We start from the raw sequence: 12,551 nt of genomic DNA, 5'->3' as shown, positions 1-12,551 counted from the left end.
AATAAAAAACACTCTTCACAGATGGAAGAGTGTTCGTTTATACACGATTTCTCTCATCTGTTAGAACAATACTGATGTTCCACAGGAATTAGCACCGTTCAAATGAATGTTTCATTTGATGGTTGCCGGGCATCGCAGGGCCAGTCCCTCCGCCACTCTTGATAAGAGTTCTATATAATTGTTGGTGGTTAACGTTTGTTGTTACTAACTTTAATAAAGATTTTCTTTATTGTCAACATAATTTTCTAAAAAATTTAAATCATCTCATTTGTTTATTCAATATACTTGTCCTGATAAGTACATAAAAAAAGAGACGACACCGAGGTCTCTTTTTCTAAGGCAAGTGCACAGATTTTACGTGAGCTAACTTCCAATACATACTTTCTCCATTTGCCGTAATTAGTTCAACAATATTATTAGAAACTTCTTTAAGTACGCCAATTTTTTCTGATTGATCCCCTAAATCTAATACGACCAGTTGATTTTCATATTTTTTAAGCTGCTCTTCAAAGTTTCTGACAAAAGGTGCAGAGGCAGGCCTTACTGGGAGCTCTTTGTCACTTAAAGAATAAGGGGTTAACTCATTACTATAAGGGGTAAGCCATTTCAAATGATGTAGAGAAACAAAGACATTTTTATACACTGGAGAATAAAACACAAGATAATCATTCAGCACGCTTGTAATATAGCCATGCAATGATTTTCCTCCTGTTACATAAATTTCAATAAATTTCCCTTTTGCCTGCTGTAAAATATTACGATAAGAAATCCGCTGACTTTCTTCTATTAAGTTCTCTTCTATGGTTCGTAAAGGTGTATAATCTTCTTCTGAAACCTCTCGTAAGCGATGTATGTGTAAAAGAGGAATATACAAATAATCATGTCCATTATATAAAACCATTACATCTAACCCGAGATCAACAAGTTTTCCTACAAACGTTGTTTTACCTGATATATCGACTTCAACAATTTTATCAATATAATGATTCATACTCATACTCATTCTCCTCCTTTTTCCTATATGATAGAAAAGGTGCTTTATAAGCACCTTTTATGTTCCAGTTCATCATGCTTTCCAACGATAATTTTTCGTTTTAATAACTTTTTCACCTGGTGTTGAAGAGCGTGAACCCGTACGGCGACCTCCCGAGCGATCGTCTGTGCGACCTCCTGTACGTCTTCCGGTACGGTCTCCAGTACGGCCATCCGTGCGACCTCCGGTTCTATCTACAGTAGTTGATTCTTGCACAGAATCTTCTTCATTTGTATCTCCATTTTGCTCAGAATTTTCTTCATTTTGCTTGAAAGATCCTTTTGATCCTAAGGCAATGGTTTTTACGTGTCTTGGTTGTAAACGTAGAACTTGATTATTTTGTACAAGAGTAAAGTTTCCATTGCGACTTTGAACTAACACACCTTCTACAGCCTCTGGCCCTCCGCCGTTAATAGCTACCCATCTATGCGAAAACTCTTCAAACAGTTCATTGAAACTTTTCGCTTTAATATACTCAGGTGTCTCTTCAACTAATAATGGGTTTTGCGGAACAACAGGCGTATTTTTGCTTACAACTTCACTTACACTCTTTATGTGCTCTACATTGATATAAACGACGCCGTCATCTTCTGTTAGTAATACGACATACGCAGATTCAAATGAGCCTAATACATCAAGGATCTTACCCAATTTTTTCTCTGGCCCTCCTTGATTTATTTGCACTTGTTTATCTTTCATCAATAATAAAGTGCCTGCAAATGTGTTGGCTCTGTGCAGTTCTACTTCACTATTAAATCCAGAAAATGTTTGCGCGGAATTAGACTTTGTATCCTCTGTAATGCTTTTAACATGAGCGAGCTGGTAATAAATAAATGTATATTGCTGTTGTGGAATAAGCTGCGCCGGTTGATTATTTTGCTGATTGTTATTTTGTTTTGTTTCAAGAGCAAGTGTTAAATAATCTGATTGAACGTCGATTAAATATCCCGTTTTAGATTCAGGCCCCCCGCGATAGACAGTTACTACTCTCCCTTTTAATGGTTTAAAGTGGGCAGAGTAGCCCGTGCTTTCAGATTGTTGAACTTTACGAGCGCGACTACGATTGGCATTTTGAGTTTGGTCTTGATTTTGGTCGTAGTAATAGTTACTCATTATTTTTCCTCCTTATTAATTGTCCTTATTGGTCATTCATAATGTATATATACGTATCATGTACAGCTATTGTCTTCCTGCATTTGCCTATTATTCTTAAATTCCACTTTTGCCTATCAGTCTAGTAAAATTCAAAAATCAAAAAGATGACTTTTAATGTACGCTGTTCGGTCTTTTACGAAAGAAAGCATAAGGTCTGGTTCCTTATGGAATTGCTCCAAGTTATCTTTTACGTAAGGATCTTTTAATACATATGGAGCAATATACTCATGCAGTTGATAAATGATTGGTTTCATGTATTCTATTGTAAATTGATTATTTAGAACATTGTTCATTTTTTGAATATATCTCTTTTTAATGCTGTTCACCGCCAGTAAGCGAGCTGTAAGCGTATTAAATCCTTGTGCACGGACATAGTCTCCTTCCATTACTTTTCCATTTACATCTCTTCCCCAAGTTGCATCATAATCCCATGGAATCAGTTCAAAGCGCCCGCTTTCATGATTTAGATAGAGCGCATAGTTATGGACAAAACCGTCGTAATTCTGCATACAAATAATACCGACTAACCAAGATAAGTAGCGGTCGACGTTCAGGTACTTCTCAATATTCTGTTCGAATTCCGTATTTGTCCATGTATTAAGATTAAATATAAACTTTTCTAATTTTTCCTCGTCTCCTTCTCTCACTGCTTTATCTTCATATCCAGATAACAAAGTTGTTTTTGGCTTTTTATCCAAATCGCTCATCAAAGAAAAATTAGCATCTCCGTCTACTGCATAAAATATGGATCCATCCGCTAAATTTCTTTTTTTCAAAAATAGTTCATCTACCGATTCGAGCTGAAGATATATTCCTTCATTTTTCCCATTAATCTTAAGAGTGACAAACTGAGAGTGGGGAGATAAAACATCTAAAGAAGAGAAAAAATCGAGGGACAATTTGTTACGCATAAGCGATGGATCTTTGTATTCAGCGTTTAGGTGTATTTCTTTGGCGCGCTGAAATATTTTCGGAGAATAAAATTCAATATAATATGACTTTTTCTTCATCTTCCGAATATGGGAGCCTCTTAGGAGCAAATCAATATCGTAGCGTTTTTTGTTAAACTTCATCGTTGCCTGAACCGCTTCTTCTGACCAAATATCTCTTTGCATTTCCTTTAAATCTTTTACATTCACAAACAGAGCGTATTGAGGGACTTCTTTTTGCTTCATGATTCGACCACCTTTCTTCAATTATTAAAGTATATGAAGGGTAAATTCTCCATGATACCCCGCAGCATCAACTATTTCCGCAAACTCCACTTTTGACTCATATCAAGGACAAGCATCAGCGCGTATTCTATTAATGCAAGACCTAGTCCAATTGACAAGGAGGTTTTTGTATTGCATATTACACCTGAAAAAATTAAAGAGGCTGCTGAAGCCCTAGAATGTACAGAACTGAAATCTTTTATGTTTCAAGAGCCAACTGCCGGTCCACTAACAAAGCCACGTCGCTCTTCTCGTAGCACTGGCCGCCGCTCTCGCCGTTCTACCCGCGGTACGCGTCGCTCTTCTCGCCGCTCTCGTCGTTCTACTCGCCGTTCTCGCCGTTCTACTCGCCGCTCTCGTCGTTCTACTCGCCGCTCTCGTCGTTCTACTCGCCGTTCTCGCCGTTCTACTCGCCGCTCTCGTCGTTCTACTCGCCGTTCTCGCCGTTCTACTCGCCGCTCTTAATTTCTCTAAACACTCATCTTTATTGCAAAAAAACGCCGAAGAACTACGAATGTCTTCGGCGTTTTTTTCCACTTATAGAAGGTGCACATTTGGAAATATACTAAGATGGAGCGTTATTCATTTTACATAGAAAAGGAGAGGTTTTATGAAAAAAAACAAACATCAAATTTCAACTTCATCAACAACAGATGTCGAAGAGATCAAACGTTTAAATGCGCAGTCTGGACTAACCTACAATGAAGTATTTGCACTTCTTGGAGAAAACTATTTGAAAAATCAACAGAAAAAATAATAAGCTGGGACTAGAAAATAACTTCTAGTCCTTATACTTTGAAAATCCCGGAAAACCCTTTTACTAAGGATGTTAATTGGTTCATGGCTCCCATCATCTGTCCCGCAGTATTCATCATTTTGTTCATATCGTAATTGCCATCACTCGATTTAAACTGAGACATTAATGACTGAAATTGAGATGGCTGAGGCTTTTGCTGCTGACCTTTAGGATATGGATTAAAAGGCGCACCTGCATTGTTGTACATGGGCTGCTGGTACATTCCGTTCATATAGGGAATTTGCTGAGGGCCAAAAGGCATTTGTTGCTGAGCGTACGGATGTTGCGGCATATAAGCTTCCGTCCATGGCTGCTGGTGATACTGTGGAAATGGATGTACCTGACTTAAATCAAAACGTTCTGGTTGATGTTGCTCATAATACGGATAGTGCTTACTTGTATACATGCAAAATCAATACCTCCTTTTTAATATTACATAATATATAGTATGTATGCAGAAATAAGAGGTGACGTTCGTCTACTTGTACTTTTGGGGAACGCATTCAAAAATATGTAGGTTTCTGTCGAAAGTTTAAATTTTTCAAAAAAACGAGATTATTCAAATATATGGTACGATAAGAACAAGTGATACTACCTATACGTAGTGGCACAAATGGGGATTAGGAGGGAATTTACATGTATGTGAACGAACTTCAAGAAGCTTTTATTGCGGTGAAACAATATGAGCCGCAGTCAAGTAATGAATTACTCGATTTTGCTCAGCAGCAGTATTTAAAAGGTTTTTTAACTCCTATGAATTACAAAGCCGCTGTACGTGAACTCGAACAAATTGGAGCTACTAAGCCCGATTTTAGTGCACAAGACGATTAATTTTTTTTACTACCACCGAGAAATCGGTGGTTTCTTTGTTTCCTTTAAAGTGGACACATACTTCTTTTTTGACTTGTTTATACTATAAAAGCTTTAACGTAGTATTCAATAAAGGAGGTCTATCTCATGAGTCGTGGAAAACATTTTGATCACAAAAAACAGGGACAAAGTGCAGTAAATAAAACAAATAACGCCGTTGCTTCTAAACATACCGAAAAAGTTGATTATCATATCGATACAGTCGCTTCACAAGATCACCCAGCTGTTTCTATCCAATCTCAAAAAGATTTTGATTAACTTTTTATTGATCATGATAAAAAGAGGCTGGGACATAACAAAAATGAATCCAATCTAGAAACGAACAAATGGGATACATGAGCTGAATCGCTTATGACACCGCAGTTGATCTCCATGCAAGGCTTCGCTTTCCGCGGGCGGTCGATGAGCCTCCTCGTCGCTTGCGCTTCTGCGGGGTCTCATCTGTTCCACTTTTCCCGCAGGAGTCTTTGCCTTGCCCTCAAATCAACTACTCGAAGGAACGAAACAGATGAAACCTATGCTAATAATCAAAAAAAACGAACTACGAATCAAAAAAATGATCGATAGTTCGTTTTTAAATTCGAGTAATATACTTTTGTTACCATTTCATACATAGAAAATCCCCACCTTGTAGATCTTAACGGAAGGCCGGGATTAATTATTCAATATCGACTCGAGCACATACTTATTTGAGTGATACATCTTTTTAAATCGCTTTTCTCGCGTCTCTGGATAAAATGACTGTAGTACAACGTTTTGTAAATTTTCTTTTAACGTCTCCACTTGATTAACATGAATATATTTTGGTCGCTCTTTCTTCAGCCATTCCGTTACGAGACTAGCCCATTCATCAAGTTCTTTGAAGAAAATATCTCCATAAGGTTTTACTTCTTCAAAAAATTTAACTTCATAATTTTCTTCCTGTTGAATAGAAGCTAATCGCTCTACAGCTACTTCATTATATTGAAACATGATTTCCGTACTTTTTTTCACATCTTCATTCATCGTTATTCGTCACCTCTACGATGACTATTGTAACATAAACAATCTTTATACTGTATGAAGAACCATTTCTCTTCGGCTTCTACTCCATTCTGTTTCGGAAGGCATGCTTTCATACACAGCTACTTCAATTTCTTGCAGTGATTGGTCAATGCGATGAACTTGTTCCATATATGTTTCTTCACAATGTGTAAATGCTTCATTTATAGATGTAGACATCGTTTTATCCACTAGATCTACTTTCTCTAGTAAGCTATCTAATAAAGTCATCATTTCGCTTGTTTTAACCATACTTTGTTTCATCGCCATCCCTCCAAATTTTCCTTTGCATAACGTATTCTCTTTTTTATTCAATGTCCCTTCACACATGACAAAACTAGTTTCTATTCGTCAAAGAAAGATGTTTTCGACATTTTCATTTAGGGTGAATCGAAAGAGAACATATTGAAAACACTAGTATAGACATTTCAGCTAAGTGGATACATTCTGCTGCTGAACGTTCATTACAACATGATAGGAGGTGCCTAGATATGGCCAACAAACAGCAAAAATCACAGCCTAAAAATAAGCCCGAAACAAAAACCTACGGTGATCCTAAAAAGTTAAACGGTCCTAACCAGCCTTCTACTTAAGAACAAAACGGTCACTTGTGGCCGTTTTTATTTACATTAACTACTTGCGCTACTTTCATTAATATATGCAGCTGCTTTTGCTTTTGAAGATACCACTTTGTAAAATGAACTTTCTTTGGAAAAGGCGGCTTTTTCATCAGCTTGTGTTCCTCTTTTTTTGTTAAAAACCACTTTTCTCTCTTTTTTTCATGATGGCTAATAGCCGGATACACCTTTCGAAGTGCAGGTGTACAGCAACTGGTTTCATCCACAAAATACTGCTCATAATCGTGTCTCGAACCCGTATGCTTTGTTTTCAAAGAAAATTCATAAAACAAGGGATAATACTTTTCATGAAATAATAAAGCCCCTAATTTCTTCCCCAAATCAATCCGATTATTTACTTTTGTAAAATCATGAACAGAACAACCGTATAGCTCCCCTTTTGTAGTAGGAAAAAGGACGGAACTAAAGTGGAATATATCTTGAAAAAAAAACAGCGCACTTTTAAATACTCTGTCTTGATAAAAAGGCTGTTCAATAACGGGCTTTTGAATAACGTGCTGCTCATTTACAATTAACGCATGAATAAGCTGCAGTTCAGAAGGTTTCTGCATAAATTGCCTCCACTTTTCTTCGATAAAAGATGAAACATTTAAATAGGGAAGTAAATGAACGTAAGAGACATGTTTTTTACGCGAAACAGCATACAATAGTAATTGCGGGAAGGCATCTTTAAAAATAAGCCAATTTGCTCTTTCATACGTCAAAAATAATAAATCGCGCGTTTGCTTTGATAACGCTTTTTTCATTGGTTCTCCTTGCAAATCACACATATTCCACCCTGCGTTGCGCGATACCATACTTGCGAGAAATGCCCACTTTACTTCAGGATATCTATGATAAAAAGTTGCATAAGCTTGGGTTCTTGATATATTATCAATATTCAGCTTGTCTGTTGTTTTTTTAATCGCCGTCAACAGCGCTTGTTCCGAACTATTGAGTGACATCTCTTCATCTTCTTTCATCTATTTTTATTTGTAGGATTTGGTATAATAGAATTTGTTTGTTTAATAGATTTACACTAAAGGAGTGATGGTTATGATTCGCTATCCTAACGGAAAGGCCTATAAGCCATTGAATACCAGCAGTCCTTCCCCTAAAAAGCTAGAAGCTAGCTATAGCAATCGTGGTATGACGCTGGAGGACGATTTAAACGAAACAAACGAATACTATGTTTCAAAAGGAATAGCCATTGTTCACAAAAAACCAACCCCTGTTCAAATTGTAAAAGTAGACTATCCGAAGAGAAGTGCCGCTGTTATCAAAGAAGCTTATTTTAAGCAGGCTTCTACTACAGACTATAATGGAATCTATAAAGGAAAACACCTTGACTTTGAAGCAAAAGAAACGAGAAATAAAACCTCATTTCCTCTGCGTAATTTTCATGAACATCAAATTGAACATATGAAGCAAATTGTGAAACAAAACGGGGTTTGTTTCGTTATATTAATGTTCTCTACTTTACAAGAAATATACTTGTTCGAAGCACAGTTCCTTTTTCCTTATTGGGATGCCATGAAAAAAGATGGACGAAAATCAATCCCTAAGGCAGATATTGAAAAAAAAGGGCATTTCATCGAACTTGGTTACCATCCGAGAATCGATTACATAAAAACTATAGATAAATTATACTTTTAAGAGTATGATATATATGTTTACGGAAATCATTCTCTTACAATGCGTTGAAAGGTAGGAGTTTTTATGTCAGATAATTATCGCTCTCGTGAAGAACGACGAAGAGCTATGAATGACAACAAACCAGAAGGTAAATCTCAAGGAAAACCGAAAAAGAAGAAAAAAGGAGGCCTATTTCGTAAAATTGTTGCCGCAGTTTTACTGATAGGAATCATCGGGCTCATTGCCGGAGTGGGAACTTTTTTTGCTATGATAAGCGATGCTCCAAAAGTTGATGACTCGGTATTAAAAAACTCTTTTTCATCTAAAGTATATGCAAACGATGGAAAAACAGTTGTAAAAGAAATTGGAGCTCAAAAACGTACATATGTGCAATACGATGAAATCCCTCAAGTCGTCAAAAACGCATTTATCGCTACGGAAGACGTTCGTTTTTATAAACATCACGGCGTCGACTTTTACCGTATTGGCGGAGCATTAATGGCGAACTTTAAAAACGGCTTCGGTGCTGAGGGCGGTAGTACGATTACTCAGCAAGTGGTAAAGAATTCGTTCTTATCACCAAAGAAGACGGTTAAACGTAAAGTACAAGAAATGTGGTTAGCTTACCAACTTGAGCGCAAATATTCGAAGCAACAAATTCTTGAAATGTATTTAAACAAAATATATTTCGCATCAGGTGAAGTATACGGTATTGAACGAGCAGCTGAGAAATTTTACGGAGTTAAAAGCGTAAAAGATTTAACTCTTGATGAAGCTGCTATGTTGGCAGGCTTACCAAAAGCGCCAACTACTTATAACCCAGTTACAAACCCAGAGAATGCTACTAAACGCCGTAACACAGTATTAAACTTAATGGCTAAAAACGGCTTCATTACACAAGCCGAGGCCGACAAAGCAAAACAAGTAGATGTACAGGCTCACTTAGCTAAACAAACTGAATCAACATCTAAGTACGATGTATTTATTGATCAAGTAATCGAGGAAGTAAAAAAGAAAACAGACGCGGATCCATTTTCTGCGGGCTTAGAAATTTATACAACGCTTGACACGAATGCTCAGGACTATGTAGATGATGTGATGAATAACAAAGTAGTCAACTTCCCGAACGATAAATTCCAAGCAGGTCTTGTCGTTGTAGATAATGAAACAGGCGGTATTCAAGCAATTGGAGGCGGACGTAACCGCGTGTCAGGCGGCTTGAACTTTGCAACAAATATGAGACGCCAGCCCGGCTCAACAATTAAGCCGATCTTAGATTACGGTCCAGCGATTGAGAACTTAAAGTGGTCTACTGGACAACCGCTAAAAGATGAAGAATATCATTATTCAAACGGCACGCCAATCCGAAATTTTGGACGCAACTATAAAGGTTGGGTTTCAGCGCGTGAAGCTTTAGGACGTTCACTGAACATCCCTGCTTTAAAAGCGTTCCAAGCAACCGGTGCGGACAAAGCAAAAGAGTTCGCTACAGGCCTTGGGCTAAAATTAGATGAAGAAGACGGCGAAGCTTATTCTGAATCTTATTCTATCGGAGGCTTCCGTACAGGTGTTACACCTCTGCAAATGGCTGGAGCCTATAGTGCTTTTGCAAATGAAGGTATGTACAATGCACCGCATACGGTGACAAAGGTAAAATTCCCTGATGGAACAGAAATTGATTTAACGCCAAAACCAAAACGCGCAATGCAAGATTACACGGCATTTATGATGACGGACATGATGAAATCTGTTGTAAACGAATCATATGGTACAGCTCGTGCTGTTCGTACACCAGGATTAGAAATTGCGGGTAAAACGGGAACTTCGAACTTTAGTGCTGCAGAAAAGCAACGATACAATATTCCAGACGCTGGTGAAAAAGACGTTTGGTTTAATGGATTTACGCCAAACTATACGATTTCCGTATGGACAGGCTATGAAACTGCTAAAGACGGCTATATTTTAAGTCCTAATGAAACAGGCATGGCAAAAAATATCTTTAAGCATGTTATTACTCATATTTCTGAAGGCAAACCTAAAGGAAGTTTCAAGCAGCCGGACAGCGTAGTTGAACGTTCCGTGGAAAAACCAACGGGCAAAGACTTAAAACGCCCAAGCGGCTCTACTCCTTCGAGCTTAATTACGAAAGAATACTTTGTGCGCGGTACTGCACCGACCAAAGTATCTCAAACGTTTGTGAAAAAAGAAAAAGAAGAAAAGAAAGAAGATAAAAAAGAGGACAAAAAAGAGAAAAAAGACAATAAAGATGTGAAGCCAAAAATTACTGCTTCGTATAGCGGAGGAGCAATTTCAGTTAACTGGTCAGCGTCAAACGCAGCCAGTGATACAACCTTTACAGTCACAATGTCATCTCCTAACGGTTCTGAACAACTCGCATCTGGCGCAGGAGCCGGTGGAAAAACAATTTCCAACCCAGCACCAGGCGCAACGTATAGTTTCACCGTAACAACAAATACGGGCCAAAGCGCTAGTTCTTCTGTAAAAGTCCCTGATTCATCAGATCAAGCTACCGAAGATGATTCTACTAAGCCTGAAGATGACGGAACAACGGACGATAATCAAAATGAAGATAATAGCAGCACTGATCAAAACAACGGCTCTGATCAAGGTGACGATTCATCTACTCAGCCGGATGATAACCAAAACAGCAATAATGGCAGCAATAGCAGCGGTAGCAATAGCGGCAATACCGATAATAACAATAACAATAACGATAGCGGCAATGCTAACGATGGTAATAGCAGCAACAACAACAATAATAACGGAGGCGCAACAACTCCTCCAGCAGACAACGGTGGAAGTGACTCAGGAAGTCAAACACCACAAACTCCTGCTACACCATCGACGCCGTCAACACCTGCTACACCGCAGCAAGAGCCAACAACTGAAAATTAACGCAGCAGTAAAAAGCCCCTACACGTGTAGGGGCTTTATTTCTTGTGAAGAATAAGCATTTTTGCATACTGCTTACGCAGCTCATTAAATAATTCTGTCAGCTGAATATACGCTTGATAAGAAGAAACTCGCTGCAGCAAAAACATAAGTCTCTCAGCACAGTTAATAGGCTTATAGGTTAGGTCCGCTATGTCTTCTTGCAGCCGATTTAAACGCCGAACGGGCTGTCCATTAATCCAAAACAGTAAACTAATATACATAGCAGCAGCTTGTTTCATACAAGGCGCTGCTTCTTTTGCTTTTCGCTGAGAAAAAAGCGTATGCAGTTCTTCCCTTTGAGTTTCCCACTTTTCAAAAAATGGCCGTATGTTCTTTTGAACATCCCTCCAAGGTGTTTTCGTTTCTTTATGTACATCGTATAAAATATCATAAGCAAAATAATTTATTCCATTTTTTGTATCTAATTCAAGAACCCGATCTTCTTTTGAATAAAATGGTTCGCATATGAAATGTGACGGCACTTCAATCGGTAACATCTGTCTTCTTCTCTTTTCCTTTCATTCGTTTCTTTCCTTCTCGGCAAAGATCAAGAAGCGGGCAGACATGACATTGAGGAGACTGTGCTTTACAGTGATAGCGTCCAAAGAAGATAAGTCGATGATGCGTAACGGACCATTCATCTTTCGGAATTTTTCTCATCAGCGTTTTTTCTACTTCCAAAACGGAATCTTTCCACCTGCAAATCCCAAGGCGTTTACTTACACGTTCTACATGCGTGTCTACTGCTATTGACGGTACTCCAAAAGCTACGGATACAACAACATTAGCCGTCTTACGCCCTACTCCTGGAAGATTGGTCAGCTCATCACGATCTTTCGGAACTTCTCCTCCGTATTCATCAATGAGCATACGGCAGAGCTTTTGAATGTTTTTAGCTTTATTTCTATATAAGCCGATTGATCTAATATCTTGCTGCAGCTCTTCCAACGAAACGGCTAAATAGTCTTCAGGCGTTTGATATTTCTTGAATAAATCCGCTGTTACGCGGTTGACTAAAGCATCTGTGCACTGAGCAGATAGCGCCACAGCAATGACTAAATCAAAGGGATTCCGATGATTTAACTCACAGTGAGCGTCAGGAAACATTTCTGCCATAGCATCTAGGCACTGTCTGATTTGTTTTAACGTTAACATACTAGTTCTCCTTCTTCTTACAGGTAGTTCCCCCCTATTTTACAATAGGGTTCTTGTCAAATGCTACTTTTGTCCACATT

Annotated in this window: 16 protein-coding genes and 1 riboswitch; of the genes, 7 read left to right on the top strand and 9 right to left on the bottom strand. The window is 38.2% G+C overall.

Annotation, left to right across the window (positions count from 1 at the left end):
* Nucleotides 1–50: 50 nt before the first annotated feature.
* Nucleotides 51–168: riboswitch (SAM riboswitch) on the bottom strand.
* Between the two features lie 166 nt (nt 169–334).
* From CEQ83_RS07125 to CEQ83_RS07115, 3 genes are all read right to left on the bottom strand, one after another.
* Entirely contained in the window at nt 335–997 is a 663-nt protein-coding gene (locus tag CEQ83_RS07125; protein ID WP_033578431.1) for a hypothetical protein, read from the bottom strand.
* A 69-nt stretch (nt 998–1,066) separates the two neighbouring features.
* Nucleotides 1,067–2,146 carry a hypothetical protein gene (locus CEQ83_RS07120; protein ID WP_033578430.1) on the bottom strand — a complete coding sequence of 360 codons (1,080 nt, stop codon included), beginning with the start codon at nt 2,144–2,146 and terminating at the stop codon, nt 1,067–1,069.
* A gap of 131 nt (nt 2,147–2,277) precedes the next feature.
* Nucleotides 2,278–3,363 (bottom strand): CotH kinase family protein, encoded by a 1,086-nt coding sequence (locus tag CEQ83_RS07115; protein WP_049163639.1) that lies wholly within the window; start codon nt 3,361–3,363, stop codon nt 2,278–2,280.
* A gap of 171 nt (nt 3,364–3,534) precedes the next feature.
* On the opposite strand from CEQ83_RS07115, the gene CEQ83_RS07110 reads away from it, so the two are divergent.
* Both CEQ83_RS07110 and CEQ83_RS26970 read left to right on the top strand, forming a co-directional pair.
* The gene (locus tag CEQ83_RS07110) at nt 3,535–3,867 is read left to right on the top strand and encodes a CotG/ExsB N-terminal domain-containing protein (protein ID WP_155017134.1); all 333 of its coding nucleotides are present in this window, start codon (nt 3,535–3,537) and stop codon (nt 3,865–3,867) included.
* A 145-nt stretch (nt 3,868–4,012) separates the two neighbouring features.
* Nucleotides 4,013–4,159 (top strand): hypothetical protein, encoded by a 147-nt coding sequence (locus tag CEQ83_RS26970; protein WP_165573333.1) that lies wholly within the window; start codon nt 4,013–4,015, stop codon nt 4,157–4,159.
* Nucleotides 4,160–4,190: 31 nt separating this feature from the next.
* Here the strand turns inward: CEQ83_RS26970 and CEQ83_RS07105 are convergent, their stop codons facing one another.
* Entirely contained in the window at nt 4,191–4,604 is a 414-nt protein-coding gene (locus CEQ83_RS07105; RefSeq protein ID WP_028414073.1) for a YppG family protein, read from the bottom strand.
* A gap of 230 nt (nt 4,605–4,834) precedes the next feature.
* Between CEQ83_RS07105 and CEQ83_RS07100 the strand changes: the two genes are divergently transcribed.
* Both CEQ83_RS07100 and CEQ83_RS26965 read left to right on the top strand, forming a co-directional pair.
* Entirely contained in the window at nt 4,835–5,029 is a 195-nt protein-coding gene (locus tag CEQ83_RS07100) for a YppF family protein (protein ID WP_013056115.1), read from the top strand.
* Between the two features lie 126 nt (nt 5,030–5,155).
* Nucleotides 5,156–5,326, top strand: coding sequence for a hypothetical protein (locus CEQ83_RS26965; RefSeq protein WP_165573332.1), 171 nt, complete (start codon nt 5,156–5,158; stop codon nt 5,324–5,326).
* 396 nt (nt 5,327–5,722) lie between these two features.
* On the opposite strand, the gene CEQ83_RS07095 is transcribed toward CEQ83_RS26965, so the two are convergent.
* Together CEQ83_RS07095 and CEQ83_RS07090 are read right to left on the bottom strand one after the other, a co-directional pair.
* A complete protein-coding gene (locus CEQ83_RS07095; RefSeq protein ID WP_013056113.1) occupies nt 5,723–6,073 on the bottom strand; it encodes a YppE family protein in 351 nt (116 codons plus the stop codon).
* A gap of 45 nt (nt 6,074–6,118) precedes the next feature.
* Entirely contained in the window at nt 6,119–6,373 is a 255-nt protein-coding gene (locus CEQ83_RS07090; RefSeq protein WP_155017133.1) for a hypothetical protein, read from the bottom strand.
* A 227-nt stretch (nt 6,374–6,600) separates the two neighbouring features.
* Between CEQ83_RS07090 and CEQ83_RS27775 the strand changes: the two genes are divergently transcribed.
* Entirely contained in the window at nt 6,601–6,702 is a 102-nt protein-coding gene (locus CEQ83_RS27775; RefSeq protein WP_016763465.1) for a hypothetical protein, read from the top strand.
* A gap of 11 nt (nt 6,703–6,713) precedes the next feature.
* Here CEQ83_RS27775 and CEQ83_RS07085 read toward each other — a convergent pair whose 3' ends face one another.
* Complete coding sequence (locus tag CEQ83_RS07085) at nt 6,714–7,709, bottom strand: DUF2515 family protein (protein WP_048020000.1); 996 nt, start codon at nt 7,707–7,709, stop codon at nt 6,714–6,716.
* Between the two features lie 73 nt (nt 7,710–7,782).
* On the opposite strand from CEQ83_RS07085, the gene recU reads away from it, so the two are divergent.
* Nucleotides 7,783–8,382, top strand: a complete 600-nt coding sequence (gene recU / locus CEQ83_RS07080; protein WP_034266860.1) for a Holliday junction resolvase RecU — start codon at nt 7,783–7,785, stop codon at nt 8,380–8,382.
* 63 nt (nt 8,383–8,445) lie between these two features.
* Nucleotides 8,446–11,277 carry a PBP1A family penicillin-binding protein gene (locus tag CEQ83_RS07075; protein WP_048020001.1) on the top strand — a complete coding sequence of 944 codons (2,832 nt, stop codon included), beginning with the start codon at nt 8,446–8,448 and terminating at the stop codon, nt 11,275–11,277.
* A gap of 35 nt (nt 11,278–11,312) precedes the next feature.
* On the opposite strand, the gene CEQ83_RS07070 is transcribed toward CEQ83_RS07075, so the two are convergent.
* Both CEQ83_RS07070 and nth read right to left on the bottom strand, forming a co-directional pair.
* Nucleotides 11,313–11,813, bottom strand: coding sequence for a YpoC family protein (locus CEQ83_RS07070; RefSeq protein ID WP_048020002.1), 501 nt, complete (start codon nt 11,811–11,813; stop codon nt 11,313–11,315).
* On the bottom strand, nt 11,800–12,471 hold the full coding sequence (gene nth / locus CEQ83_RS07065) for an endonuclease III (RefSeq protein WP_028414079.1): 672 nt from the start codon (nt 12,469–12,471) through the stop codon (nt 11,800–11,802). The genes CEQ83_RS07070 and nth overlap by 14 nt, the downstream gene beginning before the upstream one ends.
* Between the last annotated feature and the right edge of the window lie 80 nt (nt 12,472–12,551).

It is taken from the genome of Priestia megaterium, from assembly GCF_009497655.1.
Lineage (GTDB): Bacteria > Bacillota > Bacilli > Bacillales > Bacillaceae_H > Priestia > Priestia zanthoxyli.
This window is presented reverse-complemented; position numbering and strand designations above follow the sequence as displayed.

Bases quoted from the DNA above. Each gene is read 5' to 3' on its own strand.
- CEQ83_RS07095 (WP_013056113.1), bottom strand. From the start codon at position 6,073: ATGAATGAAGATGTGAAAAAAAGTACGGAAATCATGTTTCAATATAAT.
- CEQ83_RS07120 (WP_033578430.1), bottom strand. From the start codon at position 2,146: ATGAGTAACTATTACTACGACCAAAATCAAGACCAAACTCAAAATGCC.
- recU (WP_034266860.1), top strand. From the start codon at position 7,783: ATGATTCGCTATCCTAACGGAAAGGCCTATAAGCCATTGAATACCAGC.
- CEQ83_RS07070 (WP_048020002.1), bottom strand. From the start codon at position 11,813: ATGTTACCGATTGAAGTGCCGTCACATTTCATATGCGAACCATTTTAT.
- nth (WP_028414079.1), bottom strand. From the start codon at position 12,471: ATGTTAACGTTAAAACAAATCAGACAGTGCCTAGATGCTATGGCAGAA.
- CEQ83_RS26970 (WP_165573333.1), top strand. From the start codon at position 4,013: ATGAAAAAAAACAAACATCAAATTTCAACTTCATCAACAACAGATGTC.
- CEQ83_RS07090 (WP_155017133.1), bottom strand. From the start codon at position 6,373: ATGAAACAAAGTATGGTTAAAACAAGCGAAATGATGACTTTATTAGAT.
- CEQ83_RS26965 (WP_165573332.1), top strand. From the start codon at position 5,156: ATGAGTCGTGGAAAACATTTTGATCACAAAAAACAGGGACAAAGTGCA.
- CEQ83_RS07125 (WP_033578431.1), bottom strand. From the start codon at position 997: ATGAGTATGAATCATTATATTGATAAAATTGTTGAAGTCGATATATCA.
- CEQ83_RS07115 (WP_049163639.1), bottom strand. From the start codon at position 3,363: ATGAAGCAAAAAGAAGTCCCTCAATACGCTCTGTTTGTGAATGTAAAA.
- CEQ83_RS07075 (WP_048020001.1), top strand. From the start codon at position 8,446: ATGTCAGATAATTATCGCTCTCGTGAAGAACGACGAAGAGCTATGAAT.
- CEQ83_RS27775 (WP_016763465.1), top strand. From the start codon at position 6,601: ATGGCCAACAAACAGCAAAAATCACAGCCTAAAAATAAGCCCGAAACA.
- CEQ83_RS07105 (WP_028414073.1), bottom strand. From the start codon at position 4,604: ATGTATACAAGTAAGCACTATCCGTATTATGAGCAACATCAACCAGAA.
- CEQ83_RS07100 (WP_013056115.1), top strand. From the start codon at position 4,835: ATGTATGTGAACGAACTTCAAGAAGCTTTTATTGCGGTGAAACAATAT.
- CEQ83_RS07085 (WP_048020000.1), bottom strand. From the start codon at position 7,709: ATGAAAGAAGATGAAGAGATGTCACTCAATAGTTCGGAACAAGCGCTG.